Genomic DNA, 25,979 nt, shown 5'->3' on the forward strand with positions numbered 1-25,979 from the left:
ACTCAATGGCCAGTACCTATCGCGCAGTTCGACCAAGTGAGACCCGGAGAGGTCTTGGATGGTTGACGAACTTTTCTCCCGAAGACGAAGGTCCGGCTCGTCAGCTGCTCGACTCACTGCGTTTCGTATCTCTCAGCGACGTTCGAGCTGGACTGCAAGTTCGGCTCCACTCTCTGATCGCGCAAGGGAAGATTCAGGCCCCAGCACTCCTGGTCTCCGCACTGTCCATTGAAGATCTCCGCCTCGGCGAAGGTCGGACGGTCCCTCCGGTGGCTTTCGAGAGTTTTCAGCTCGATGACCCAATCAACGTCGTTCCAGGCAGCGAAGGTTTCGTTGGCAACTTGATTCGCGACCTTGTGTCGCCGGCTCTAGTTGGGGCAGATGCACTACTTGCGCCATCTACGAAGTTGAATGAGCTTCGTGGCAAGCGATGTCGGTCGATCGTGGTCATCACCGATTACGCGGGCTCAGGCACACAACTCCGAGACTATGCGATGGCGCTCGTCCGCCATCCGACGCTAAGGAGCTGGCGATCATACGGCCTTCTCCGCATACACGCGCTCTCGTATGCAGGCTCTTCTCAAGCGCTCGCCACCCTGCAGAGGGAAGACGGTCCCTTCGATGGGGTGTGGACGGTCGAAACAGCTCCCTCGTTTCAGGATGCGCCTTGGACTGCGAACCAGCGCGATGCGATCAAGGGCATATGCGCCCGCTACGTGCGCAGGAAGGATCGGAAGAGAGCGCTCGGATTCAAGGAAAGTGCGGGGCTCTTCGCAACTGATGCAAGTGTGCCTAACAATCTCCCGCTAATTCTGAGGCAGGCACACTCCGGGTGGCATCCATTCTTCGAACGACGTACTGTGCCCCCCGATCTGTTCACGGAGCTAGGAAGCTATGCGCCGGATGTGGTCCTCAAGGATGTTGCCACGCGCATCGGCCAGCCCAGGCTGTCGAGCAATCTGGGTGTGAAGTACATGAGGACTGCCACTGACGAGATGTTTCTCGTGTTGGCCTTGCTGCTCGATCGTTCTCGTTCTGCTTCCGAGCTTGCTCGGGAACTCGGCAAACCCGTCGCGACTGTCGACGTGCTCCTGCGCGCTCTGCGCTCGCTTGGACTGGTCGATGACCAGGGCAACGTCACCTCGACAGGCAAGAAGGAACTGACGACGGGCAAGCGGGCTCCTCGCCATGTCTCCGCGGGCATCGAGGGGTCAGACGCCCCGTACTATCCTGAGAGTATGAGATGAGGGGAAGAACTGGTCTGCTTAGTGATGCAGCCGGCACGTTGTGTCGGCTCGTGGAGTCGACTGGCTCCAGGACGCGGCTGACCGCGTTCACCGGACGAGCTCAGGCTACGCGTGGTGGGGCAAACGCCACCTACCTACGGAGCCTGGGGAGGCGTTCGCCCCACCCTTCGGGACCGGGGGTCAAAGTAAGTGGCTGACGCTTCCCCTCATCTCTACATCGCACAGGGCCTCGCGCAGGGACACGCTGCGGAGGTCGTCTCCCGTGCGAGCATTGTTCGCTCTCGATTGCTTGCAAATGGCGTCCCTCCAATCTTGAGCTTGCGACATCTAGCCCAACTGACCGGAGTTTCCTATGGGTATCTCCGTGAAATAGTCGGAAGAGTCAGGGACCCGTACCTTGATATCAACCGGCGGAAGCGAGATGGCGGAATCCGCGAGATATCGAGCCCCGAGCCCGTGCTCATGGACGTGCAGCGCTGGCTCCTCCACAACGTGTTCTCGTCGGTTCCGATGCACCCCGCCAGTTTCGCGTATCAGCGTGACCGTTCAATTGTTCAATGCGCTGAGCAACATGTGGGAGCGCGCTGGTTGGTGAAGCTTGACCTCCATGACTTTTTTGGAAGCATCCAAGAGAAGCGCATATTTGATCTTCTTCTGCGGCTGGGCTATTCGAAGCTCGTGAGCTTGGAGATCGCCCGCATTTGCACTCGACTTCGCGGCCCCCGGTACGAGGGGTATCAGAACTTCTGGGCGTACAACGCGATCCCGTCCTATGTGGTAGGCAGCCAAGGCGTGTTACCGCAGGGCGCGCCAACAAGCGGTGCCCTAGCGAATACTGTGGCGAGCAATCTTGACGCGAAGCTCCATGATCTGGCCGCGTCAAGAGGGTTGGGCTACACAAGGTACTCGGACGATCTCACCTTTTCAGCTGGCCCAGATTACGATCGAAAGCAAGCTACGGCTCTCATCGCCCAGGTCCGAAACATCGTACGGGACCAACATTTTGTACTGCACGAGAAGAAGACCCACGTGGTCCCGCCAGGTGCAAGGACTGTCGTTCTCGGCCTGCTGGTGGACTCACAGGGGGTCCGGCTTCTACCCGAGTACAAGCGCCGCCTTCAGGTTCACGTTCGCGGCGTGGGGAAGTTCGGCCTGGTAGAGCATGCTTCTCACCGTGGGTTTGAGTCGGTTCTGTCGTTCGTGAACCACGTCGACGGGTTGATTGCGTTCGCGGCAGGTGTGGAGCGTGAGTATGCACAGCACGCGCGGCGAGCTTGGAATGACGCCTTAGCCAGGAGCGGCTACCCACTGGAGGTCTGAACCGGAACCGGCTCCCCGGAAGGCCATGTATGCGGTGACATCGGCAAGTGGACCAATTAGGTGACCAACAGCCTGCAAACCCTGCAAAACGTGACGCCCAGAGCACGCTCCTGAAACACAAAACCCCAGGTCAGGTGGGCTATGAGCCCTACTCCTACCACCTGGGGGTCAAGGGGTCGCAGGTTCAAATCCTGTCAGCCCGACGGTTAAATAGGTAGTCAGAGGCGGTTCCTGGAGACGGGGGCCGCCTCTTCCGTCGTCATCGGGGCTTGACGCCCCATGCGCCCGCGCGGCGAGCTGGCACCCTCGGTGTCCCCGGGCAGGAGCAAACCCCGCGGGAACGGGACTCCAGTGCCGGGGTCCACGCTCAGGGTTTGGAGCAGCGGATGCCACTGTGGACACGTTTCCGCGGGGGGAGGGGTGTCAGCTGGCGCCGGGGTGTGGCCCTGGCCGCGGAGTGGTGCCGGTAGTGGGGGTGACCAACGACGCGGCTGAGCGTGCGGGGCTGCACTGGGGGACTGTTTCCGCGGTGGACGCAGCGGCTGGTTGCTGGGCGGTCTGGACGGGAGTCATCTCTGGGTGTCCAGGAACCGGGCTACAACGTTGGCGAGTTCACCGGGGTGGGTGAGGGCCAGGTCGTGGCCCGCTCCCTCGATGGTGACGCTCTGGGCTGCGGGGAAGAGGTCTGACACCCAGGCCTGGGTCTGGCGGAACCACGGCCCGCTCTCCGTCCCTCCCACGTACAGCACGGGGACGTTCACGCGCGCTGCCTGCTCGGGGCCGTACGCCCAGGACACGAGAGCGGGGATGTCCCGGCTGAAGAAGGCGTCGGCATCGCGCTCGATCCGGGCGACGGAACCCGGCGCCAAGACCTCCTGCCGGGGACGCCAGTCCGGGCCCACGAGCATGCCCATGAAGGCGTCCAGCGCGACGGCGACGCCCTGACGTTGGTGAAGGCCCATGAGGTGCCGAGTTGCAGCGAGGAACTCCGCCGACGCGGGAACGTGCCTGGGCGGTGGTTCGACGAGCGTGAGAGAACGGACCGCGGCCGGGGCCAGCTCGGCCAGCCCGAGGGCGACCGCCGCCGAGTAGCTCACTCCGACCACGTGGACGGGCCCGTCCTCGAGCGCACCGAGGACGGCGAGGCAGTCCTGCGCGTCGGTGTCGACCGACGCGGCGCCTCCGACACCGGCGCTCGACCCGTACCCACGGCGGTCGAATGTGATGACCCGGTACCGGTCGCCAAGCCTGCGGATCAGCGGGACGAGTTCGTCCACGGAGAGTGCGGTCTGTACCACCAGGACCGCATCACCGGAGCCCTCGACGCCGGCCGCCAGCACCCCTCCGGCGACCGGCACCCACGTAGTCGTCATGGACCCACTGTGGCACCCCACGAGGCAGGCGGAAAGGGGCACCTGGCGACGCTGCAGTCACTCGCAGCCTCCAACTCCCGCAATCGTGGAAACGGGTCAGGCCCAGCCGGGCAGGACGCCCGGCAGCATCAGGGCGGTGCCGAGCGCAAGGGCCCCCACCGTGCCTCCGAGCCAGAGCGTGATCCAGAGGACTCGGGGCAGGTGGGTCAGTCGGGCCAGCTGGGCGGCGTCTGAGCCCTCGGTGGTTCGGCGGGGGCTGAGCGCCAGCTCGATCACGGGACGCGGGCCGGCCAGGAGCAGGAGCCAGGCGAGCCCGTAGGCGAGCCACCCGAGGATGTGGGTGGGGGCGTACCAGGTGGCCAGCGCCAGAGCGGCGCCGAGACCGAGGACGACGAGTGCGCCGTGGACGTTGCGGATCTTGAGCAGCATCAGGGCGAGCAGCGCCACGAGGAGCCACAGCATGGCCACCGCGTACCCGGCACCCGCGACCGTGGCGGCGACGAGGCCGACGAGCGAGGCTGCGGGGTAGCCGGCGAGCAGCGTGATCACCATGCCCGCACCGGTCGGCTTGCCGCGCGTGAGGGTCACCCCCGAAGTGTCGGAGTGCAGCCGAATGCCCTGCAGCGATCGGCCGGTGAGGGTGGCCGCGACGGCGTGTCCGGCTTCGTGACAGACCGTGACCGACATCCGGACCGCCGGCCAGGCGAGGATCACGCAGGCCAGCGCGGCCAACGCGATCACCAGGAGCGTGGACGTCTCCGGGACGGGGGTCGTGGCCGAGGCGCGACGCCACAGCTCCTGCAGCAGAGACATGTGGCCAGTGTCCCAGCCGGGCAAAGGCTCAGCGACCTGCCGCGTCGACGGCCGCGATCGTCGGCCCGGTCGGCGAGGTCGGCGGTGCCCCACCCATGCCGAACAACAGCCGGAGGAGCGCCACCCGCCGGATGGCGAACTCGTACAGGCAGAGGCTCACGGCCATGACGGTGAGTGCCACCAGCACGTACATGAGGGGGATCGGCAGCCCCCAGTCGGCGGTCAGGTAGCCGAGAACGACGATGAGCGGCTGGTGGAGGATGTAGAAGGGCAGCACCGCAGCCCCGATGTAGCCGAGGACCGGCCGCGACCTGTTGAGGTGGGCGGAGCCGAAGCCCAGGATGGCCACGATCCAGAGCCAGCCGTTGAGGCTGCGCAGAACCATGAAACCGATGAACCCGGGGGAGCCGACGACGAAGGACGCGATCCCCGAGGCGAGGACCAGCAACGGGACGGTCGTCACCGCGGCGACGATGAGCGAGGGCCACCTGTGCCGCTGGACCGTCGCCCGCAGCCGGGGGTCGCTGACGAGAAAGAAGCCCAGCACCAGGAACACCCAGTACGAGACGAGAAGCCAACCGCCCTCCTCCGTGGTGAGCAGGGGGACGCCGCGCGGCAGGAAGGTCTCCACCACCGCCAACGGTACGGCCAGCAGGTAGATCGCGGCGGGCCGGCACAGGAAGCCCGCGGCAGCCGCCGACGCCCGCTGCCCGCGAGGGGTGCGCAACCACAGGAACAGAGGCAGGGAGAGCAGCGTCAACAGGAACAGGTGGGTGAGGTACCACAGGTGCAGACCGTCCCACGGGAAGTAGCCGCCGAAGCCGTAGACCCCGTCGCTCACGTAGTGGGGCAGGAACTCCCAGAAGGAGCCCTCGAACGGCGGAGCGATGTAGTGCTGGCCCGTCGTGGCCTCGATGTAGACCTGGATCGGCCCGAACACCCACCAGCCCAGGGTCACCACCGGGACGAGCAACCTGAAGGCGCGGCGGCGCATGTAGGCGCCCACCGCGTGGCTGCGTAACCCGAACCAGGTCGCCATGCCCGAGAGGACCCAGAAGAGGGGCATCGTGAACTGGGCCCCCACGGCCATCGGGTAGATCGGCCAGGGCGTCAGTTCGTGGTACTTGACGTGCCAGGCCTGCATGTCGTGCCCGAGCGCGGGCCCCATCGTCGACCATCCGTCGAAGAGCCGGCCCACGTGGTACGCGAAGATCACCAGGATCGCGGCGACCCGGAGCCAGTCCATGTCGTAGTGCCGCCCGCTGGCCTCGGCCGGTTCAGCCGCCCGCCGGGATGTGCGCATGCACAGGATTGTCCTCTCCCAGGAGCCACGGCGTCCCACAATTCGGGATAGGCCTGCGTGAGCGCAAGCGCGGGTGGACGGCTCGGATCAGGGCTGCTCGGCCAGCGTGATCGTGGTCTGTTGCACCGACTGGTCCCGCAGATGCGTCACCGGCACCTCGTCACCCACCTGGGCCGTGGCCAGGAGCCACGCCAGCGCGAAGCTGGTGGCCGGCCCGCCGTCGAGCTCGGTGATCACATCGCCCGGCCTCAGTCCGGCGGCCGCGGCGGGCCCACCCTGCGCGATGGCCTGGACGAACAGGCCCGCCTGGGTGCCGAAGCGTTCGGCCGACTCCTCGGTGATCTCCGCGGTCTGCGCGCCGATCCACGGGTGGGTCGCGCGGCCGTCGGCCACCAGCTGGTCCACGATGCGCTGGGCTGTGCTGGCCGGCACGGCGAACCCGATGCCGACGCTGCCGCCCCCCTGTACCCCCTCGACGTTCGGAGCCGTCGAGATGGCGGTGTTGACGCCCACGAGATCCCCGTCGCAGGTCACCAGCGGGCCGCCGGAGTTCCCGGGGTTGATCGACGCGTCGGTCTGGATGGATCCCACCAGCACCGTTGTGCCCCCTCCGGCCGTGGGCGCGGGAACGTTGCGCCCGAGCGCGCTGATGATCCCGCTGGTCACCGTGCCGGAGAGTCCGAGCGGAGCGCCGAGCGCGACCACCGGCTGGCCGACGCTGAGCTGCGCGCGTGGGGCGATGCGCAGCACCGGCAGGTCGGCGTCGTCGATCCGCAGGACGGCGAGGTCGGTGACGGGGTCCGTGCCGATCAGATCCGCGGGAAGCCGGGCGCCGCTGTCGAGGAGGACCTCGAGGGTGCCGGTGGAGGCGGCTGCGGCGATCACGTGGTCGTTGGTGAGGATCAGCCCCTCGGCGCTGATGATCGCGCCGCTCCCCGAGCCCGATCCGCCAGGGCCCTCGGCGTAGACGGTCACCACTGAGGGCAGAGCGCCGTTGGCCACCCGGACGATGTCACACGGCCCCGAAGCCGGGATGACGCGGACGGCGGCCGCCCCGATGGCGCCACCGGCCACCGCGACGAGGGCCGCCAGCCCGACGAGCTGCGCCCGGTTGAGGGCACCGCGCTGTCCCCACCAACTCCTCTCCGTGGGGCGATCCTGTCCGGCAGGGTTCGTCACGATGGTTGTCCTTCCCGGGTGGGTGGCGGTTCAGTGGCAGGCGTCGGCGTGGTCGACAGAGACGCGGCGCATGGTCTCACCTGATGCCCCGCGGGCCCGGCGCCTCAGGCGGGCGTGGCGGCATCGTCGTGGATCTCGTCGTGCGTCGTCACCCAGAAGAGGCCTGCGACGAGCAGCCCAAGGACGAGCAGGGCCGAGGTGAGCAGGAACGGCCAGCTGCGGTCCATGCTCGACAGCCAGCCGCTGATCCACCCGAAGGGCGCCGTGGCCAGCATCACGACGGTGCGCTGGATGGCCATCACGCGCGAGCGCTCGTTGACGTCGACATGCAGCGCCACCAAGGACTCGGCCAGCATGAACAGGATTCCGCCACCGAACGCGTCGAGGACCAGGCAGACGCCGAGGAGCGCGTACGTGGACAGGGTGGCCCCGCCGTCGGGGGAGGGGATCCCCACCAGGAGCAGCTGGCCCGCCAGGTAGACCCCGAAGCCGATCAGCGTGGGCGCCTTCAGGTGCTTGGCGTGCGTGAGGAGCGGGATGAGGGTGAAGAAGAACAGCACCGACAGCAGCGAGCGGACCATCGGGAAGAACGGCAGCAGCGCGTCCGGCACGCCCAGCCGCTGGTTGATCACCACCTGCCAGAACGTGGCGTTGACCAGCGCGACGGCGCCCACGACGGCGGCGATGGCGAGCGAGAAGAGCGTGCCCTTGGACCGGACGATGAGCCCGAGGACCCCCCGGTACTCCTTCAGCGACGTCCAGATGCTGACGCCACGCGTCTGCTCCATCCGGACCACGCCGGTGGCGGTCTCCGTGGTGTAGCGGTAGAGGATCCAGATCTTGACCGACATGATGAAGAAGGCGTTGAGGTAGAGGATCCGCACCGCCAGCTCGAGCCCCAGGTTGGACACCAGCACTGCCGCGATGGGCGCGAAGAGCGCGGAGAACTCAGCCGCGACCTTGATCAGCGAGTACACCTTCGGGATCTCCGCGCGGTCCACATCCTCGACCAGGAGGCAGTCCCACGAGTTCTGCGTGACCTGCCAGGCACCGTTGATGACGGACGCCACGAGGAACCACCAGAAGTTCTGCGCGAAGGCCCAGATGAGGCAGGGGATCGCCCAGGCGACGATGTCGAAGACGGCGGTGGTCATGCGTCGGCCGAGCTTGTCGGTGATGACGCCGCTGAGCAGCCCGAAGACCACCTGGGACAGCATCGAGATGGTCGCGAGCAGGCCGATCTGCGTGTCCTGGACCCCCAATGCCAGCATGAACACCGAGGCGTAGGGGAGCACCAGCATCATGGACAGCCCCCAGAGGGGCTCGGTGTAGACGGAGGCGCGGCCGTTGCCGCGTAGCCCGAGCAGGGTCACGATCATTGGGTTGGAGCGCAGGCGGAACACCGCCCCAGTCAACCCCGGTATCGGGGCGTTGTCCAATGACGCTCACCGGCGTGGCGGACCCGCGCGGTCACGGCCGATTCAGTCCGGCTGATCGCTGCCCAGGACGTCGATCTCGACGTGATGGCGCCGATCCCACACCAGCAGCGCGTGCACGTGGGCGCCGTCGTTGCGGACGTCCTTCAGCAGGACGGCTGAGCCTCGGAGCACGGCCACCGCGGCGAACCCGAGGCCGCCCCTCCCATCGCCCCTCGCCAGCACGCTCGTCCCGTCGGCGAAACGCAGCCTGACCACGCCGCCGCTGCCGTAGCCCTCGGCGCCGCGCAGCGGAGTGCCCCGGTTCTGGACGCGGGAGAGGGCGGCGAGCAGGTGGCTGGCCAGGTCGGCACGGTGCTCCGCCGCCGCAGCATCAAGTGCGGCGTGCAGGTCCTCGTCGAAGAGGTCGTCGAAGGAATCGCCGGGCGTCCGTTCCCGCATGCTCAAGTATCGCCTCAGGCGTGCGGGGTGTTCAACGGCCAGAGGCGTGCGCCACCCGCTCGACCATCACCTCGACGAACTGATCGGGGGTCTCACCCGAGAGGCCGTGCCCCCCGTCGAGCCAGATGAGCTCCTTGTGGGGTGTGGTCAGCGTCGCGAAATACTTCTCGACGAGTGAGGCCATCGCGTTGACGTCGTCGCGGCCGACGGCCCACTGCGAGTGCGCGGACCCCGCGACGCCGCCGCCAGCCGATCAGCCAGACCAGCAGCGCAAGGTCGGCCGCCAGCAGGGGAAGCCAGACCACGGCCGGCACGGCCGTCGACAGCGGAAGCAGGACGACGGGAAGCACCAGCACCACTGCTGCACCTACGGCGAGGACGGTGGCCCAGGCACCCGGGCGACGAGGCCGCGGGCCACTGGCCGGAGAGTTCATCACGCCTCCAGGAAGGGCTCTGCGTGAATCAGCCTACGCCCCGACCGGCTGCGTGGCCCTCGTATGACGACACCGCGTCGTGAGTCGGTGGGCCGATGCGGCGTGTCGGGAGGGACGCGCTCCCGGGCTCCTACAGGTTGGCGGTCAGTCGCCCTTCACGGGCCGGACCCGGCCGATCAGCATCAGGCTGAGCCCCTCGAGCACCGTCTGGATGCCCAGCAGTACCCCCAGCAGCACGAGGGTGGCGGTGCTGAGGTTGAAGAGGACGTAGAACCCCAGTCCGAGCGAGATCAGGCCGCTGATGATGAGAAGGAGGCGGCCCTTGTCGGCGCTGAACGCCCACGCCATGCGGGTGAGGCCGCTGACGAAGAACGTCACGCCCGCCCCCAGGGTGAGGGCCACGGCGCCGACCACGGGGTTGCGGAGGACGAACAGACCGATCACCGCCAGGATCGCGCCGCCGAGCACTGCGGAGAGGAAGCCGCCCGACTTGATCCGGAAGAACGACCCGACGAGGAGCACGACCCCGGAGAAGAGCGTGGTCCAACCGATGACGAACACCGACATCGCCGTGGCGAACACCGCGTTGCCGAGCAGGAAGAAGCCGGCGACAACCAGGATGATGCCCAGGATGATGTCCCAGGCCGTCCTCTTCGGTGCGGATTCAAGGGTGGACATGCGCGATCCTCTCTCACGTGGTGGCACCAGTATCGCGACGGTGCGTCCCCGCCCGGTTCACCCGCAGTGGGTGATCCCAGAGTGACAGAGGGCCCGCGACGGGGAGGCCGCGGTGGGTCTGCGGGGAAAAACACTGCGACCCCCACCGGAACCGGTGGGGGTCGCAGCCTTGGTGCCCTGGAGGTCTACCTCCGGACGCCAACCTCAGAGAGCGCGGATGTTCGCAGCCTGGAGGCCCTTGGGCCCACGCTCAGTTTCGTACTCAACCTTCTGATTCTCCTCGAGGTTGCGGTGCCCGCTACCCGCGATCGCGCTGAAGTGCGCGAACACGTCGGCTGAGCCATCATCGGGAGCGATGAAGCCGTAGCCCTTGTCGGAGTTGAACCATTTGACGGTGCCAGTGGCCATAACGTCATTCCTTCTTGCCTGGACCACGGGCGTGGTCACTCAGACAATCCTAGGCCATTGAGCGCCAAGTAGGCGATCCATTGCGATGAGCGAGTCGGAATCCGACGCACTTTTCCGCCCAAGGCCCGGCGAAAGGGCCCATCAGAGCCGATATGAGCACAACCCGGGCGCCTGGGAATATGATCTGCGCCATGCGCCTCACACGGTGGTTGGGCCACCCGGCGAGGGTGATCCCGGCGGTGTACCTGGTGGGCATCGCCGTCGGCACGGGCCTGCTGCTTCTTCCGGCCGCCACCACAGGCGGCGAATCGGCGCCCCTGATCCACGCCGCCTTCACGGCGGTGTCGGCGATCTGCATCACGGGCCTGACCACCGTCGACACCGCCACGTTCTGGAGCCCATTCGGGCAGTTCATCATCATGGCCCTGATCCAGGTGGGCGGATTCGGGATCGTGACGCTGGCGAGCCTGCTCACCCTCGTCGCCACGGGACGCATCTCCCTGCAGGGCTCGCTCATCGCCGGGCAGGAGCTCCGGACCGGGTTCGGGTCGGTGCTGCGCGTGCCGAAGCTGATCGCCGTCGTGATGCTGTCGGCCGAGGCCGTGACCGCCGCCGTGCTCACGCTGGCCTTCCGCCCGTACACCGACGGCTGGGCGTCCGCCGCCTGGCAGGGAGCCTTCCACGCGGTATCCGCCTTCAACAACGCGGGCTTCGCCCTCTACAGCGACAACCTGATCGGCTTCGTCGGGGATCCCGCCGTCATCGTTCCGATCTGCCTGGCCGTGGTGCTGGGTGGGCTCGGGTTCCCGGTGCTGTTCGAGGTGGGCCGCAGGATGTTCCGCCGTGGCCGGCGGCAGGCCCGCTGGAGCGCCAACACGCGCCTGACCATCGCCGGGACCGTCTCGCTGCTCGTGCTGGGGGCCGTGATCTTCGCCCTCGCCGAATGGAACAACCCGCGCACCCTCGGCGCCATGCCACTCGACGACCGCGCCCTCGCCGTGCTCGCCGGGGCGGTCTTCCCTCGCACCGCGGGCTTCAACCACATCGACTACGGCGACGCCAACGAGATGACGCTGGCCCTGTACTACGTGCTCATGTTCATCGGGGGAGGCTCGGCCGGAACGGCGGGCGGGATCAAGGTGGGCACCGTCGGCATCATCCTGGCCACGGTCGTCGCCGAACTCCGAGGCGAGAGTCAGGTGGTGGTGGGAAGCCGCGCCATCCCGGCGACGGTGCAGCGCGCCGCCCTGGCTGTGGTGATGCTCGGCTCGGCGACGGTGGCGCTTGCGACGTTCTTCATCCTCGTCGACGACCGCTTCACGCTCCAACAGGTGCTGTTCGAGACCATCTCGGCCTTCGGCACCGTCGGCCTGTCGACGGGCATCACCCCGCAGCTGAGGCCCGAATCGCTGGTGGTCCTTATGCTGTTGATGTATCTGGGGAGGGTCGGAACCGTCTCGGTCGCCGCGGCGCTCGCCCTCCGTGCGCGTCACCGTCACTACGTCCTACCGGAGGAGCAGCCAATTGTTGGGTAGATCAGAGCGTCGGATCAGCGACGACACCGTGCTGGTGGTGGGCTTGGGTCTCTTCGGCACGGCCACCGCGCACGCCCTCCGCGACATGGATGTCCCCTTCATCGCCGTCACCGACGACCACGCCCAGGCCACCAGGCACGCCGACGAGTTCACCCACGTCATCGAGATGGACCCGTCTGACCGCGAGGCGCTCGAGCAGATCGGCATCGAGCAGATCCACAAGGCCGTGGTGGCGCTGAGCAAGGTGGAGCTGTCCATCATGACCGTGCTGGCGCTCTCGGAGCTGGGGGTCAAGGAGATCTGGGCGCGCGCCGCCACACGGGAACACGGCGCCATCCTCGAACGCATCGGGGCGCACCACGTGGTCTATTCGGAAGCCTCGACCGGCAAGCGTGTCGCCCATGCCGTGTCGGGCTACATGATCGACTACTTCGAGTTCGAGGACGGCTTCGCCATGGCGCGGACCCGGGCCCCGAAGATCATCTGGGACAAGACCCTGCGCGAGGCCCTGGTGCGGACGCAGAACAAGGTGACGGTGGTGGGCGCCAAACGTCCTGGGCAGGACTTCATCTACGCCGTCCCGGAGATGGTCATCGAGGCGGGGGACGTGCTCATCGTGTCGGGCCGCGTCGAGCACGTGGACGCCTTCTGTCGCCTCCGCTGACGCTGGGCGTGGTGCGCCCCTTCGGCTGGATCAGGCGTGCCGGTTGTCCTCCGACTGGCGCGCCGCGGCGCTCGCCTGCATGAGGCGGATCGTCGACGTCGGATCCGCCGTACCAGGGGCGGCCCCGCCGTCCTTGGCCAGGTGACCGCCGCTTCCCGTCCGCCAGGACAACCACCGGGCGAACCACGAGACCAGCAGGTTGATGGTGAGGTAGATCACCAGGGTGACGATGAACAGCGAGAACAGGTACCGGTTGCCGAAAAAGCTCGCGAGGTTGTTCATGTTGCTGCGGATGATCTCGTTGTACCCCACGATGTAGCCCAGCGACGTGTCCTTGAGGAGCACCACCAGCTGGGCGACGATGATCGGCAGCATCTGCCTGAACGCCTGCGGGAACTCAACGAGAAGCTTCGACTGGAACTCGCGCATCCCCAAGCTCAGGGCCGCCTCCCTCTGCCCCCGCGGCAGGGCGGCGAGGCCCGCGCGGAGGGCGTCGCCGATGAGGGTGCCGTTGTAGATGATCAGGGCGATGACGACGGCCCAGAAGGCGCCCGTCGAGGCCACGAGCAGGATGAACAGCATCATCAGCAGCACCGGCATCCCGCGGAAGAACTCCAGCATCACGGCGGTGGGGACACGCACCCACGGCAGGCGCGAACTGCGCATCAGCGAGAACACGACGCCCAGCGCGATGGCGCCGACGGCCGCGACGGCCGCGGCCTGGAGGGTGGCGACGACGCCCGCCCCGATGAAGCTCCACACCTCCGGGTCCAGGAAGATGTCCCACCGCGATTCGTCGAACATCCCCGGCAGCGTGATCCCCGCCGACTGGCGCGGTGCGGCGAGCAGGGACACGATCCAGGACGCGCCCGCCAGGATTGCGACGATCGACACGATCGACCCGACGAGTGAGGCGCGACGGGCCCGGGGGCCCGGCGCGTCGAACAGGACGCTGTTGGCGCTCATCGCGACACCACCCATCTCTTCTCGAGTTGCACGGCTGCCAGGCCGAGCGGAACGGTGATGACCAGGTAGAGGGCAGCCGCCAGCACCAGGATCGGGATGACGATGTTGCCGTTGTCGTTGACGAGTTGGCGTGTCGAGGCGAACAGCTCGACGACGAAGAACCCGCCCGCGACGGAGGTGTTCTTCGTCAAGGCGATGTAGACGTTGATCAGCGGCGGAATCGTCATGCGGAACGCCTGAGGCAGGACCACCAGCGACACCGTCTGGCCGAAGCCCAGGCCGATGCTGCGGGCCGCCTCAGCCTGCCCGACCGGCACACCGTTGATGCCCGAGCGCAGGGCCTCGGCCACGAACGGTGAGGTGTAGTACGTCAGCGCGACGAAGGCCAGCAGCAGGAACGGAGCGCGGAAGCCCAGCATCGGCAGGACGAAGGCCGTGAAGAAGAACACCAGGGTCAGGGGAGTGTTGCGCGCGACCTCGGTCCAGACCGCCGCGAACCAGCGCAGGACCGGGATCGGCGAGATCCGCATGGCGGTGATGACGGTGCCGAGGACGAGCGCGAGCCCGCCCGAGACCGCCAGCAGCAGCAGGGTGGTGCGGAGCCCCTCCCAGAACTGCGGCATGAGTGACCACAGCTGCGTCAATGGACTGCCCCTTTCGGATTGGGCTGGTGGGCCCGGCCGGCTCTGCCGGGCCGGGCCCACCAGAGGGGATCAGTAACGGTCAGGTGCGGGCGGCTCGACGAACGGCAGGACCGTCCCCGCCGTCTCGTTCCAGGCTGCTTCGTAGGTGCCGTCGGCGTAGCTCGCCTCGAGCACGTCGTTGATCCACATGCGGAAGTCCGTGTCCTCCAGCGCGAGTCCGATGCCGTAGGGCTCGGAGGTGAACGGCTCGCCGACCACCTTGAACTCACCCTCGTTCTGGGCGGCGAGCCCCGCGAGGATCACGTTGTCCGTCGACACCGCGACCACCGTGCCGTTGCGCAGAGGCTCCAGGCAGTTGGAGTAGGTGTCCGTGAGAACGGGCTCCGCCCCGATCTCCTCGAGCTTCGCGGCCGGAGTGGATCCGGTCACCGAGCAGACGGGCTGACCAACCAGATCGGCCTCACTGGTGATGTCCTCGTTGTCGGCGAGCACCAGGATCGACTGTCCAGCCATGTAGTACGGGCCCGCGAAGGACACGACCTCCTTGCGCTTGTCGTTGATCGTGTACGTGGCCACGACGAAGTCGACCTGCCCGTTCTCGATGAACGGCTCGCGGTTGGCCGAGACGGTCTCGACCCACTCGATGTTCTCCTCGGCGATGCCCAGGTTGGACGCGATGATCTTGCCGATCTCCACATCGAAGCCCTCCGGGACGCCCGAGGGGCCCATGAGGCCGAACAGCGGCTGGTCGAACTTGGTGCCGATCGTGACCTTGCCAGCCTCGTTCAGGGTGGCCATGGTCGTGCCCTCCTCGAACGACACCCCCTCGGCGGCCGGGGGAGTGGTCTCGGTCGCGGTCTCTCCCGCGCAGCCGGCCAGCGCGAACGCGCCGGCGGCGCTCAGCGCGATCAGGGAGTTCCTCATTCTCGTCATGCCTCTTCCTTTCCTTCCTGGTGTGCGGCCGCCAAGGTGACGGCCGCTCTAGGGCCTCCGCCCGGGGGCAGAGGGGTCTGGTCAGTGCTGCAGGATCTTGGACAGGAAGTCCTTCGCCCTCTCGCTGCGGGGGTGCGTGAAGAACTCCTCCGGCGTGGCCTCCTCGACGATGGCGCCGTCGGCCATGAACAGGACCCGATCCGCGGCCTTGCGGGCGAAGCCCATCTCGTGCGTGACGACGACCATGGTCATGCCCTCGGCGGCAAGGCCGACCATGACGTCGAGCACTTCGTTGATCATCTCCGGGTCGAGCGCGCTCGTGGGCTCGTCCATGAGGATCAGCTTCGGGTCCATCGCCAGGGACCGCGCGATCGCCACGCGCTGCTGCTGGCCGCCAGAGAGTTGGCTGGGCATCTTCCGTGCCTGGTTGGCCACGCCCACGCGTTCGAGGAGGCGCATCGCCTTCTCGTCGGCGTCCTGCTTCTTCATTCCGCGCACGCGGATGGGCCCGAGGGTGACGTTCTCGAGCACCGTCTTGTGGGCGAAGAGGTTGAAGGACTGGAAAACCATCCCGACGTCGGCGCGCAGCCGTGCCAGGTCCTTGCCCTCCTCGGGCAGCGCGCTGCCGTCGATGCTGATGGTGCCCGAGTCGATGGTCTCCAGCCGGTTGATGGCCCGGCACAGCGTCGACTTGCCGGATCCGGAGGGACCGATGACGACGACGACCTCGCCGCGGCTGACCGTGGTGGTGATGTCCCGCAGGACGTGGAGGTCGCCGAAGTGCTTGTCGACGTGATCGATCACCACCAGCGGTCCGCCGCGACCCACGTTCATCTGCGACATGGGCGGTGGTGTCTCCGGTGTGGCCATGTCAGCACCCTACGAGCATCATGCGGGTGCCGACATAGCCGGACGGGCCTGTTTACCGACCTGTTACAGAAAAGGAACGTCCGGGGCGATCGCGGCCGGACGGCGTCGCCGGCTCACGCGAGGCCCTCCTCCGCGAGCCAGTCGGCCGCGATGTCGGCCGCAGGAAGCTGCTCGGTGACGCTGCGGTCGTTCAGCGCGATCAGGTCGTCTGCGCCCATGGCGGCGCTGACGGCGTCGATGATCCCCTCGGCGGTGTCGTCAACGTCGTCGCTTGCCAGGGGCACGACGTGCGAGGCGAGGAACAGGCCCTCGTTGTCCTCCAGCGAGACGAGATCGTTCTGCGCGATCGTCGGGTCAGCGGTGTAGATGATGGCCAACTGGATGTCGCCGTCCTGGAGCGCCTTGACCGTCAGCGGGCCGCCGCCGTCCTCGATGGGGGTGAAGCCCACCTCGATGCCGTACTTGTCGGCCAGGCCCATCGGCCCGTTCGGGCGCGTCTCGGCCTCCGAGTTGGCCCCGAGCGTCAGAGGCTCGGTCACCTTCTCGAGGTCGGCCACCGTGACCAGGTCCCATTCGTCCGCGAACGCGCGGGTCACCACGTAGGAGTCCTGGTCCGTGGCATCGGACTGGGCCAGCACCCGCAGGCCCTCGGGGACCGCGCCCTCCAGCTCCGCGTACACGTCGTCCGACAGTCGCGCCTCCGTGTCAGGCTGCCAGAACTGCAGGAGCGGGCCCGTGTACTCGGGGAACAGGTCGATCGCGCCGGCCTCGATCTCGGGAAGGTAGGCCTCGCGCTGCCCGATGCGGAACTGACGATCCACCTCGTATCCCTCGGCCTCCAGGGCCTGGGCGTAGATCTCGGCGATGATCTCGTTGGAGTAGTAGTCCTGCGAGCCCACGACGATGGGGCCGGCCGACGGCGCGGACGCCGAGCCCGGCGTTGAGGCCGACCCGGGTGCGGAGCCGCTGGCGAGCGGATCGCTGCCGGCGCAGCCGGCCAGGAGGAGAGCTGACGCGGCGAGCGGCAGGAGCAGGTTCAACGGGCGACGGGGCATGGCATGGTCCTTTGCTGGGTTCTCACGTGGTCGACGGGGTGGTCAGGCGGGCACCGGCGGGATCGGCGATGCGGTAGGACAGTCGCTGGCAGGTGGCGAGCGCCACCTCCAGCAGGAGCGCGAGGGCGATGACCACCATCGACCCTCCCAGCATCTGGGCATAGTCGCGGGTTTTCAAGCCCGCGAACAGGTAGCGGCCGAGGCCGAAATCGGCGGTGTAGGCGGCCAGGGTGGCCGTCGCCACGACCTGCAGCGTGGCCGCCCGAAGCCCCCCCAGCATGACCGGCAGGGCCAAGGGCGTCTCGACGAGCCACACCACCTGCGCGCCGGAGAAGCCGACGGCCCGCGCGGCCTGGGGGATCGCCGGGTCGACGGCCATGAACCCCGAGTAGACGCCGGCCAGCAGCGACGGGACGGCGAGCACCACCAGCGTGAGGAGGGGAGCCTCCAGCCCGATCCCCAGCCACAGCCCGAACAGCGTGAGCAGGCCGAGGGAGGGGATGGCCCTGGCCGCGCCGGTCGCGGCAGCCACTGCCCCGGACCCCCGCCGGGTGTGGCCGACCGCGATCCCGGCGGGAACGGCGACGGCCGCGGCCAGCAGCACCGCCGCGGCGGTCATGGCCATGTGCTGGCCCACGCGCGTCGGGATGCCCGCCGCGCCGCTCCAGTGCGCGGGATCGGCCAGCCAGGCGAGCGCCTCGGCGAGGAGGTTCATCGCCGCACCTCAAGCAGCACCGGGTCGCGGGAGTGGGAAGTCGCCCGGGTCCATGGTGTGAGCGCACGGCCCGCGAGGATGAGCAGGCCGTCCAGGGCCAGCGCCAACGCCACGGTCATGACCACGCCGGTGGCCACCTCGGCGACGATGCCCCGCTGGAACCCGTCGGTGAGAAGCGTGCCGAGACTCGGCACCCCGATGAGGGCACCGATCGTGACCAGCCCCACCGTCGAGACGGTCGCGACGCGCAGGCCGGCGAGGATCACCGGCGTGGCCAGCGGCAGGTCCACGCGCCACAGGACGCCCGAGGGCGAGTGTCCGATGGCCACGGCGGCGTCGCGCACCTGCCGGTCCACGGACCCGAAGCCGTCGGTCACGCTCCTCACCAGCAGCGCCACGCCGTAGATGCTCAGGGCCACGATCATGGTCGCGGACGAGCGCAGGGGGGTGCCGAAGACCACCGGGATCACGATCAGCAGCGGGAGCGCCGGCACCGCGTAGAGCAGCGTGGCGGTGGCGAGCACGGGGCCGCCCACGCGTGGCCGACGGTGGGCGAGCCAGCCAAGAGGGAGGGCCACGAGGAGGCTGACGGCCACTGCCGGCACCGTGAGAAGCAGGTGCCCGAACGAGAGTTCGACCACCTGCTCCCAGTTGTTGGTCAACCAGGTCACTCGAGCACCCCGACCGGGCGGCCGTCGGGATCCACCGCGATCCTCCGGCCGTCGACCATCTCGACCCTGAGGCTGCGCTGGCCGCGGGTGACGCCGATGAAGTCACGCACGAAGTCGTCGGCGGGCCGGGCAAGGATCTCCGCCGGGGTCCCGCGTTGGGCCACCTGGGCATGGCGGCGCAGCACCACCACCTCGTCGCCGAGGCGGAAGGCCTCATCGACGTCGTGGGTGACGAAGACGATGGTCTTGCCCAACTCCGCCTGGAGCCGGAGCAGCTCATCCTGCAGCTCCCTGCGGACGATGGGGTCCACGGCCCCGAACGGCTCGTCCATCAACAGGATGTTGGGGTCCGAGGCCAGCGCGCGGGCCACCCCCACGCGCTGCTGCTGACCGCCTGAAAGCTGGGAGGGATAGCGGCGCGCCACCACCGGGTCCAACCCCACGCGCTCGAGGAGCTCCGCCGCCCGGGCCTGGGCCACGCGGCGTGTCACCCCGCTCAGCATCGGCACGGCGGCCACGTTGTCCGCCACTGTGCGATGGGGGAGGAGCCCACCGCTCTGCAGGACGTAGCCGATCGAGCGGCGCAACCTGACGGGGTCCGCCTCGCGCACGTCGCTCCCGTCGATCAGCACCCGGCCCGCCGTCGGGTCCACCATGCGGTTGACCATCCGGAGCAACGTGGTCTTGCCGCTGCCCGAGGAACCCAACAGCACCACCGACCGGTGCGACTCGACGGTGAGCGAGAACTCGCGCACGGCGGCGGTGCCGTCGGGGTACTGCTTGGCGACTCGCTCGAACTCGATCACGTGGCCAGCATACGAACTGATTGCGCCCGCACCAGCCCTGTTCAGGGCCCCGCCCGTAGACTGGCGGGACGATGACCGGAAGCGACGAGGCGGATCCGGCGCTCGGGCGGGAGCGCAGATTCGTGGTGCCCGACGGCGCGTCACCGCCCAGCCTCGAGCAGTTCGGCGCCACAGGCCCAGCCCAGAGGCTGCGCCTCACGGCCGAGTACTTCGATACGCCGGACGGTGCCCTCGCGCGCGCAGGCGCAGCCCTCAGGCGCCGCACCGGCGGGGCCGAGGACGGGTGGCGCCTGACCACGACGATGAGCGACGGGGGAGTGCTGGAACACAACCTCCCGGCCGGCCCCCTGCGCCGGATTCCCGCGGCGCTCCGCGCGCCAGTCGCCGACATCGTGGGAATGGAGCCCCTCCTCCCGGTACTTCGGCTCAGGGCGCGTCGTCGCCTCGTGTATCACTTCTCGGACGCCGGCCGGATGCGGCTGGCGGTGGCCGTGGACCGGATCACGGCGCGCCCCGGTGGAGGGACGGCCCACTGGTGCGAGCTCGGGTTGAGCCTGTCCCCCGGAGAACCCCCGAGCACGCTGGAGGACGCCGCACGCCTGCTGGCGGGCGCTGGTCTGCGTCCCGCCACGCGCGCGCCGGTTGTGCTGGAGGCCCTCGGACCGGCCGTCGCTCTCGGGCCGGCTCGCGGCCACTCAGCAGCCGCTGCGGTGTTGCACGTTCTCCGCGGCGAGTACGGCCGGTTCCAGGCGCTCGAGGCGCTGATCGCGTCCGACGAGCCGGACGCCGTGCATCGCGCGAGGGTCGCGTTGCGTCGGATGCGCAGCGTCCTGATGGTCTTCGGGAGCACGCTGAAGGCGGCCGACGCCACCGCGTTGCTCGACGAGCTGCGCTGGGCGGGGGCCCTCCTCGGTGGGCCGCGGGACACCGAGGTCCTCCTCGAGCTCGTCGACGAGCTGGCCGCTGACACCGACACCGCCCTGACCGCCGCGATCCACGAACGTGTCGCGGCCCACCTCGCCGCCCGGCACGACGAGGCCCGGGGCCGGCTGCTGACCGCTATGGCCACGCCACGCTGGGACGCGCTGCACGAACGCATCGTCTGCCTACTCGTGACCTCCAAGCCGGCCCGCGCAGGGAAGGACCGGGCGCCTCGACAACTGGGACTGCTGGCCGGTCGCGCGGAGAGGCGCGTCGAACGTCGGCGGACGCGTGCCGTCCTCGATCCGGCGAACCCCGTCCTCTGGCACACGGCCCGCAAGGCGGCGAAGGCGGCACGCTACGCGCGGGAGGTGACGGCCGACCTGCCCGGCGCCGGCAGGTCCGAGCGGGAGCGTGCCGATGCGTGGAAGGAGGTCACCGACGCGCTGGGCCGGTTCCAGGACCTCGCGATCGCCAGGGAACTGATCGCCGAGATGGCGCCGGCAACCCCGGACGGCTCCTCCGACCAGGCGACGCTGCTGGCGGGCCTCGACGCCCTCGCCGAACAGCGACTGGGCGAGGCGCAGACCGCGCTCGTGGCCGTGTCGCCCTGACCAGCGGGCCTGTGACCCCCCACCCTCAATGGCTCACCAGAGCGCCGGTCACCGCCTCACCGACGGTGGGGTGGCGGAAGGTGAATCCGGCCGCCTGAAGCGCCGCCGGCCGGACGTCCGCGTCGGCGGTCAGCAGCGAGTCCGCCGCGTCCCGCCCCAGGACCAGCCGGAGCGCGAAGCCCGGCACCGGGAGCCAGAACGGCCTGTGCAGCGCACGAGCGACGGCCCGGCCCAGCTCCTCTGCCGTGGCCGGGCTCGGACCTGACAGGTTGAACGGCCCCGAGACGTCGTGATCGATGACGTGCCGGATGGCGCGGACCTCGTCGTCCAGGGAGATCCAGGGCCAGACCTGGTTACCGGCGCCGATGCGACCCCCCAGCCCGAATCGTGTCAGGAGGATCAGCGGCTTGAGCACCGCCTCTGGGTGGACGACGGGGGCCGTGCGCAGCGTCGCCACCCTGGCGTGCGGGCCCGCGAGCGACGCCTCCGCCTCCCAGGCCACGCACAGCCGGGCGAGAAACGTGTCCCCGGCTGGAGAGGCCTCGGTGAGGACGCGTCCCGGCGCCGAGCCGTAGTACCCCACCGCTGAGCCCGAGATCAGGGCAGGGGCGTCGGCGCCCAGACTGCGCACCGCCGTCGCGACCGACCGGGTGGGGACCAGGCGCGACTCCCACAGCATGCGCCGGTACCGGCGGGTCCAGGGGAGGCGCCCGATGCTCGCGCCGTTGAGCACCACCACCGCGAGCGCTCCCCGCAGGATCTCGGGGTCCAGAGCCTCGGATCCAGGGTCCCATCGGACCTCGTCAGGGCCGCGGGGAGGCCGCCGGACCAGGGTCACCACGTTCACCCCGTCGCCCCTGAGGGAAGCCACCAGCCCCCGCCCGATGAGCCCGGAGGCCCCCGCGACAATCACTCTCTGCGCCGTCGAGCCGGTTCCTGCCATGCAGCAGACCTTGCCACTTTTCGCACGGGAATGGTTGTCAATCGCCGCGGCCCGTGCGAAGCTAGCGTCAGACGAAGCGGTTCAAACCACGTGCCGACTCCGACTCAACTGTCCGAAAGTGAGTCAAGTCATGTCACGTGCCCTGACCACCATCCCGTCCCCCACCCCCGAGCTCGAGAGCCTGGTCCTGGACCACCTGGACCTGTGCGAGGCCCTCGCACGGCGCTACGCGAACCGGGGCATCGACCTCGACGACCTCGTTCAGGTTGCCCGCGTGGGCCTCGTCTGCGCGGCGCAGCGGTTCCGCCCGGAGGCCGGCGCATTCGTGCCGTACGCCGTCGCCACCATCACCGGAGAGATCAAGCGGCACTTCCGCTCCAGCTGGATGGTGCGTCCCCCGCGGCGCCTCCAGGAGCAGCGCAGCGACGACGCGGCGCATCACCAGCGCGAAACAGACGCACTGAGCGCGTTCCGCCCCGTGTCCCTCGACAGCTCCCCCGTCGGAGACGAGGGGCATGCCGTCGAGCTGCCGGTGACCGACCACGACATGGAGCTGCTTCCCGATCTGCTCACGCTCCACTCCGCCGTCGATCGCCTCGACGAGGTGGAGCGCGAGGTTCTTCGGCTGCGATTCGTCGACGACCTCGCCCAGGCCGAGATCGGTCGCCGGCTGGGCGTGAGCCAGATGCAGGTCTCGCGCATTCTCAGCCGGGTGCTCGCCGGTCTCCGCGAGGAGATGGAGCCCGCGGCCGCGTGAGCCGACGGCCACCAGCGGCCGTGTTCGAGGCCCGCTGTTTGAAACCCGCCGTACCGGGTACGTAGAGGGAGAGACGCCATTCGCACCAGCGGATGGGGCCGATTCGAATCCAAGGAGGAACCATGGGGATCGAAGACAGCATGCGCAGGGCAGGCGACGAGGTCGCCGGGCGCGCCAAGCAGGTGTGGGGTGACCTCACCGACAACGAGCGCCTCGAGGCGGAGGGCCGGGCTCAGCACACCTCGGCGGACGACGACCGCATCGCCAACGAGCGCTTCAGGGACGACGGGGTTGATGAGACCCGCCTCGATCGCCGCAACGACGGGGTCGGCGACGACCTCAGGCCCAACGTCGGCGACGACGGCAGCCTGCGCGACGCCCTCCGTGACGACATGGGGCAGGGCCCCGACTCCGTTGCGGGCGACCCCACGCCCGGCACGCCGGGCGACGACGGCACCCTCCGCGACAACCTCCGAGACGACATGGGACAAGGCCTCCACGGCCACGCCACCCCGCGTCGCGATCACATCTGACCACCACAACCACATCAGGAGAACATCATGGGAACAATCCTCTGGATCATCGCCGCCGTGCTCGTCATCGCCGGCATCCTCGCCATCGTCCGCAGCCAGCTCGTGTGGGGCATCGTCCTCATCATCCTGGGCCTCCTCGTCGGCCCGGGCGGAGTGAGCCTCTTCACCTGACGATCCGACACGCGCCGAGGCGCCCTTCCCATCAGGGGAGGGCGCCTCGGCGTCTGCTCAGACGAAGATGACCTGGGCGCCCTCGGACAACTCGATGAAGTCGGCGGCGCTGATCACGTCCTCCACCCCCTCGTAGAGGTCAGACAGGGTGAGCCCGTTCATGTCGAAGCTGAGCTTGCAGCCCCACAGGTGACCGCCGGAGGCCACGATGATGTCAAGCATCTCCCGGACGCCAGGTATCTCCAGGTCGTCGAGCTGCTTGCGCATCATCTTCGTGGCCATCTTCGTCATGCCGGGAATGGCGCCCATCCCCGCCCACAGCGGCATGCTCGGCGCCATGGGCAGGTGCATGGCGGTGTTGCCCAGCATCGTGAACTTCAGGTCGTCCATCGTGCGCTCAGTGACCAGGTCGAAGCCCCAGAACGTGAAGAAGATGTGGGTCTCGATGCCCTCGCCCAGCGCGGCGTTGGCCATGATGAGCGCGGGATAGGCCATGTCGAGGTTGCCCTTGGACGCGATGAAGCAGATCTTGCGCGGACGGTCCTCGCCGGTGGCGGGGGCCGCGAAGTCGGACGGCTTGGCCTTGGCGCGGGGGGCGCCCGGATCGGCGGGGGCGGGCGTGGCGCGGGGCGTGCCGCCGAAGTCGGGGATGATCGGGGTGTCGGAGATGGTGGTCATGGCGCAGTCCCTTCCTAGACGCAGCCCTTGGGCTTGGGCAGCCCGGCGATGTAGGACATCTTCTTGGCCGGTTTCCCGGGGAACAGCCGGAACAGCTGCTTCATGTCGAAGCCGCCGACGCTCGACACGCGACGCAGCGTCGCGGTCTCCTTGCGCGCCGGGTAGTCGGCGCGGAGGAACTTCAGCACCTGCCAGTGCTCGTCGGTCAACTCCTCGATGCCGGCGTATCCGGCGAGGATCGGGGCGAGACTCTCGTCCCATTGGTTGTACTCGGTGAGGAAGCCCTCGTCGTTGACGTCGATGGCGCGGTCCCCGATGCGGGTGGTGGGCACGTGGAGTCTCCTTAGAACTTGGGGATGATCGGATCGGGCAGGACGGATGCGGCGTCGGCCGTGGAGTCCACGCCCGCCGCCGCGACGTACTCCGGCACGGGCGCGGCCTCGCGCTGCGCGGGTGCCGGCCTGGGCTTGGGCTTGGCCGCCCGTGGTGCGGAGGCCTGTGGGCGCGGGCGGTGCAGCGCGGGCGCCTTCGAGGCCGGCGCGGCATGACCACGCCTGCCGAGCGCCCTCAGGAACAGGTCCTTGTTCGACGTCCCCGACGCCTCGCCCTCCACGTTCTTCCCCAGCAGGTGCATGTCCGTGGTGAAGGGGAGGGGTCGTCCGCGCAGCAGGAACTCCCAGTACACGAACCGGAACGCGAGCTTGGCCAGGTGGTTGGACCGCGACTCGCCGAGCAGCGTCATGGGCCCCACCAGCGGGAGGGGGAACCCGCCGGTGTACGGCTGCGTGCCGTAGTTGAAGTCGAGGAGCATCCCCTTGCCGTGGCCGGTCTCGATGAAGCAGTTGGCGTGCCCGTCGAAGCTGTGCGGCAGCTCCTGACCGGCGAGATAGTAGGGCCAGTTCTCCATGAACACGTCCACCGAGAAGTGAGCCACCGATCCGGCCTTGGATGTCTGCAGGGTGCCGCCGTCGCCCAGGACGAAGATGTCCGGGTGCTCCAGCGACCGCATCGTGTGCTGGTCGCAGGGCACCAGGTTGGCCTCGTCCCCGAGCCCCGACCGGGCCACGTACTCCGGGCCGTAGTTCAGCGGGATGGAGACCAGGAGGTCGTAGGGCACGTGCCGGTCGTCGAAGGACACGAGCTCCTTGTTCTCCGTGTCGACCCGCTCGACGGCGAAGTCCGCCTCGAGGTGGATGTCGCGGTCGTGGAACATTGTGCCCAGCTCGCGCGAGGCGATCGGCTTGGTGAACGCGCCGTCGAGCGGCGTGACGTAGACGATCTCCACCTTCTTCCTCGTCTTGCGCTCCCGGAAGTAGGCGTCGGCGAGGAAGGTGAACTCCAGCGGCGCGACCGGGCACTTGATCGGCATGTCGGTGAGGTGCACGACCAGCCGGCCGCCGCGGAACTCCTTGAACGCCTCCGCCAGGGCGATCGAGGCAGGGAGATCGTAGAAGTGGTGCACGCCGTCGCCGTCCTGCCCGGGGGTCAGGTCGGGCCTGGGTTCGACGCCGGTGGCGATGACCAGCGTGTCGTACCCGAGCTCGCGACCGTCGGTGAGGTGGACGGCCTTGGCGGCCGCGTCGACGCGGTCGATCTCAGCGAGCACCAGTTGCACCCCGTCCGGGATGAAGTGGTGGCGCGACCGCACGATCTTGCCCTCGTCGTAGATCCCGAAGGGCAGGAACAGGTAGCCGGGTTGGTAGTGGTGCTCGTCGTCGCGGTCCACGACCGTGATCTCAAGGTCCGAGGCGGGGTAGGCGGATCGCAGCTTGTTGGCCACCATCGTGCCCGCGGTCCCACCGCCCAGGATGACAAGTCTCCTCATTGAGGCTCCTCCGAAGTGTTGGTGGAAATAGCCTATACCCGTCGGG

General features: G+C 68.6%; 29 protein-coding genes. 8 read left to right on the forward strand and 21 right to left on the reverse strand.

Annotated elements, in window-relative coordinates:
- Positions 1–5 precede the first annotated feature (5 nt).
- Together ACX1D3_RS11440 and ACX1D3_RS11445 are read left to right on the forward strand one after the other, a co-directional pair.
- On the forward strand, positions 6–1,247 hold the full coding sequence (locus ACX1D3_RS11440; protein WP_425411863.1) for a phosphoribosyltransferase-like protein: 1,242 nt from the start codon (positions 6–8) through the stop codon (positions 1,245–1,247).
- Between the two features lie 189 nt (positions 1,248–1,436).
- Positions 1,437–2,567: a reverse transcriptase family protein gene (locus ACX1D3_RS11445; RefSeq protein ID WP_048809063.1), complete on the forward strand. Its 1,131-nt coding sequence runs from the start codon at positions 1,437–1,439 to the stop codon at positions 2,565–2,567.
- Positions 2,568–3,136: 569 nt separating this feature from the next.
- On the opposite strand, the gene ACX1D3_RS11450 is transcribed toward ACX1D3_RS11445, so the two are convergent.
- The 9 genes from ACX1D3_RS11450 to ACX1D3_RS11490 all read right to left on the reverse strand — a co-directional run bounded on the left by ACX1D3_RS11450 (position 3,137) and on the right by ACX1D3_RS11490 (position 10,632).
- Positions 3,137–3,940, reverse strand: a complete 804-nt coding sequence (locus tag ACX1D3_RS11450) for an alpha/beta fold hydrolase (protein WP_458993969.1) — start codon at positions 3,938–3,940, stop codon at positions 3,137–3,139.
- Between the two features lie 96 nt (positions 3,941–4,036).
- Entirely contained in the window at positions 4,037–4,753 is a 717-nt protein-coding gene (locus ACX1D3_RS11455; RefSeq protein WP_458993970.1) for a M50 family metallopeptidase, read from the reverse strand.
- A 28-nt stretch (positions 4,754–4,781) separates the two neighbouring features.
- Positions 4,782–6,056 carry an acyltransferase family protein gene (locus tag ACX1D3_RS11460; RefSeq protein ID WP_458993971.1) on the reverse strand — a complete coding sequence of 425 codons (1,275 nt, stop codon included), beginning with the start codon at positions 6,054–6,056 and terminating at the stop codon, positions 4,782–4,784.
- Between the two features lie 87 nt (positions 6,057–6,143).
- Complete coding sequence (locus ACX1D3_RS11465) at positions 6,144–7,235, reverse strand: S1C family serine protease (protein ID WP_458993972.1); 1,092 nt, start codon at positions 7,233–7,235, stop codon at positions 6,144–6,146.
- A gap of 104 nt (positions 7,236–7,339) precedes the next feature.
- Positions 7,340–8,614: an MFS transporter gene (locus tag ACX1D3_RS11470; RefSeq protein WP_458993973.1), complete on the reverse strand. Its 1,275-nt coding sequence runs from the start codon at positions 8,612–8,614 to the stop codon at positions 7,340–7,342.
- Positions 8,615–8,716: 102 nt separating this feature from the next.
- Positions 8,717–9,112 carry a hypothetical protein gene (locus ACX1D3_RS11475; protein WP_458993974.1) on the reverse strand — a complete coding sequence of 132 codons (396 nt, stop codon included), beginning with the start codon at positions 9,110–9,112 and terminating at the stop codon, positions 8,717–8,719.
- A gap of 31 nt (positions 9,113–9,143) precedes the next feature.
- Positions 9,144–9,296 (reverse strand): hypothetical protein, encoded by a 153-nt coding sequence (locus tag ACX1D3_RS11480; RefSeq protein ID WP_458993975.1) that lies wholly within the window; start codon positions 9,294–9,296, stop codon positions 9,144–9,146.
- 394 nt (positions 9,297–9,690) lie between these two features.
- Positions 9,691–10,224, reverse strand: coding sequence for an HdeD family acid-resistance protein (locus tag ACX1D3_RS11485; RefSeq protein WP_458993976.1), 534 nt, complete (start codon positions 10,222–10,224; stop codon positions 9,691–9,693).
- Positions 10,225–10,428: 204 nt separating this feature from the next.
- Positions 10,429–10,632 (reverse strand): cold-shock protein, encoded by a 204-nt coding sequence (locus ACX1D3_RS11490; protein WP_458996536.1) that lies wholly within the window; start codon positions 10,630–10,632, stop codon positions 10,429–10,431.
- 191 nt (positions 10,633–10,823) lie between these two features.
- Here ACX1D3_RS11490 and ACX1D3_RS11495 point away from each other — a divergent pair, with 191 nt between their 5' ends.
- On the forward strand, positions 10,824–12,167 hold the full coding sequence (locus tag ACX1D3_RS11495; RefSeq protein ID WP_458993977.1) for a TrkH family potassium uptake protein: 1,344 nt from the start codon (positions 10,824–10,826) through the stop codon (positions 12,165–12,167).
- The gene (locus ACX1D3_RS11500; protein ID WP_458993978.1) at positions 12,160–12,831 is read left to right on the forward strand and encodes a potassium channel family protein; all 672 of its coding nucleotides are present in this window, start codon (positions 12,160–12,162) and stop codon (positions 12,829–12,831) included. The genes ACX1D3_RS11495 and ACX1D3_RS11500 overlap by 8 nt, the downstream gene beginning before the upstream one ends.
- A 30-nt stretch (positions 12,832–12,861) precedes the next feature.
- On the opposite strand, the gene ACX1D3_RS11505 is transcribed toward ACX1D3_RS11500, so the two are convergent.
- From ACX1D3_RS11505 to ACX1D3_RS11540, 8 genes are all read right to left on the reverse strand, one after another.
- Complete coding sequence (locus tag ACX1D3_RS11505) at positions 12,862–13,797, reverse strand: amino acid ABC transporter permease (RefSeq protein ID WP_458993979.1); 936 nt, start codon at positions 13,795–13,797, stop codon at positions 12,862–12,864.
- The gene (locus ACX1D3_RS11510; protein ID WP_458993980.1) at positions 13,794–14,441 is read right to left on the reverse strand and encodes an amino acid ABC transporter permease; all 648 of its coding nucleotides are present in this window, start codon (positions 14,439–14,441) and stop codon (positions 13,794–13,796) included. Before ACX1D3_RS11510 ends, ACX1D3_RS11505 begins: the two co-directional genes overlap by 4 nt.
- Before the next feature lie 69 nt (positions 14,442–14,510).
- Entirely contained in the window at positions 14,511–15,374 is an 864-nt protein-coding gene (locus tag ACX1D3_RS11515; RefSeq protein WP_458993981.1) for a glutamate ABC transporter substrate-binding protein, read from the reverse strand.
- A gap of 81 nt (positions 15,375–15,455) precedes the next feature.
- Complete coding sequence (locus ACX1D3_RS11520; RefSeq protein ID WP_458996537.1) at positions 15,456–16,208, reverse strand: amino acid ABC transporter ATP-binding protein; 753 nt, start codon at positions 16,206–16,208, stop codon at positions 15,456–15,458.
- A 149-nt stretch (positions 16,209–16,357) separates the two neighbouring features.
- Positions 16,358–17,299, reverse strand: coding sequence for an ABC transporter substrate-binding protein (locus tag ACX1D3_RS11525; RefSeq protein ID WP_458993982.1), 942 nt, complete (start codon positions 17,297–17,299; stop codon positions 16,358–16,360).
- 22 nt (positions 17,300–17,321) lie between these two features.
- Positions 17,322–18,014, reverse strand: coding sequence for an ABC transporter permease (locus tag ACX1D3_RS11530; RefSeq protein ID WP_458993983.1), 693 nt, complete (start codon positions 18,012–18,014; stop codon positions 17,322–17,324).
- A complete protein-coding gene (locus ACX1D3_RS11535) occupies positions 18,011–18,685 on the reverse strand; it encodes an ABC transporter permease (RefSeq protein ID WP_458993984.1) in 675 nt (224 codons plus the stop codon). Before ACX1D3_RS11535 ends, ACX1D3_RS11530 begins: the two co-directional genes overlap by 4 nt.
- Positions 18,682–19,491, reverse strand: a complete 810-nt coding sequence (locus ACX1D3_RS11540; protein ID WP_458993985.1) for an ABC transporter ATP-binding protein — start codon at positions 19,489–19,491, stop codon at positions 18,682–18,684. The genes ACX1D3_RS11535 and ACX1D3_RS11540 overlap by 4 nt, the downstream gene beginning before the upstream one ends.
- A 71-nt stretch (positions 19,492–19,562) precedes the next feature.
- On the opposite strand from ACX1D3_RS11540, the gene ACX1D3_RS11545 reads away from it, so the two are divergent.
- Entirely contained in the window at positions 19,563–21,026 is a 1,464-nt protein-coding gene (locus ACX1D3_RS11545; RefSeq protein WP_458993986.1) for a CYTH and CHAD domain-containing protein, read from the forward strand.
- A 25-nt stretch (positions 21,027–21,051) separates the two neighbouring features.
- On the opposite strand, the gene ACX1D3_RS11550 is transcribed toward ACX1D3_RS11545, so the two are convergent.
- The gene (locus ACX1D3_RS11550; RefSeq protein ID WP_458993987.1) at positions 21,052–21,969 is read right to left on the reverse strand and encodes a TIGR01777 family oxidoreductase; all 918 of its coding nucleotides are present in this window, start codon (positions 21,967–21,969) and stop codon (positions 21,052–21,054) included.
- 130 nt (positions 21,970–22,099) lie between these two features.
- Between ACX1D3_RS11550 and ACX1D3_RS11555 the strand changes: the two genes are divergently transcribed.
- The 3 genes from ACX1D3_RS11555 to ACX1D3_RS11565 all read left to right on the forward strand — a co-directional run bounded on the left by ACX1D3_RS11555 (position 22,100) and on the right by ACX1D3_RS11565 (position 23,430).
- Entirely contained in the window at positions 22,100–22,726 is a 627-nt protein-coding gene (locus ACX1D3_RS11555; RefSeq protein ID WP_458993988.1) for a sigma-70 family RNA polymerase sigma factor, read from the forward strand.
- Between the two features lie 122 nt (positions 22,727–22,848).
- Positions 22,849–23,259, forward strand: a complete 411-nt coding sequence (locus ACX1D3_RS11560; protein WP_458993989.1) for a CsbD family protein — start codon at positions 22,849–22,851, stop codon at positions 23,257–23,259.
- Between the two features lie 27 nt (positions 23,260–23,286).
- Positions 23,287–23,430 (forward strand): GPGG-motif small membrane protein, encoded by a 144-nt coding sequence (locus ACX1D3_RS11565; protein ID WP_182799952.1) that lies wholly within the window; start codon positions 23,287–23,289, stop codon positions 23,428–23,430.
- A gap of 57 nt (positions 23,431–23,487) precedes the next feature.
- Here the strand turns inward: ACX1D3_RS11565 and ACX1D3_RS11570 are convergent, their stop codons facing one another.
- Genes ACX1D3_RS11570 through sqr form a run of 3 tightly spaced genes read right to left on the reverse strand, consistent with a single transcriptional unit; the run spans position 23,488 to position 25,933 of the window.
- Entirely contained in the window at positions 23,488–24,108 is a 621-nt protein-coding gene (locus ACX1D3_RS11570) for a DsrE/DsrF/DrsH-like family protein (protein WP_458993990.1), read from the reverse strand.
- A gap of 14 nt (positions 24,109–24,122) precedes the next feature.
- Positions 24,123–24,440 (reverse strand): TusE/DsrC/DsvC family sulfur relay protein, encoded by a 318-nt coding sequence (locus ACX1D3_RS11575; protein ID WP_458993991.1) that lies wholly within the window; start codon positions 24,438–24,440, stop codon positions 24,123–24,125.
- A gap of 11 nt (positions 24,441–24,451) precedes the next feature.
- On the reverse strand, positions 24,452–25,933 hold the full coding sequence (gene sqr / locus ACX1D3_RS11580) for a type III sulfide quinone reductase, selenoprotein subtype (RefSeq protein WP_458993992.1): 1,482 nt from the start codon (positions 25,931–25,933) through the stop codon (positions 24,452–24,454).
- Positions 25,934–25,979 lie beyond the last annotated feature (46 nt).

The sequence above is a fragment of the Tessaracoccus yangjingae genome (assembly GCF_054483935.1).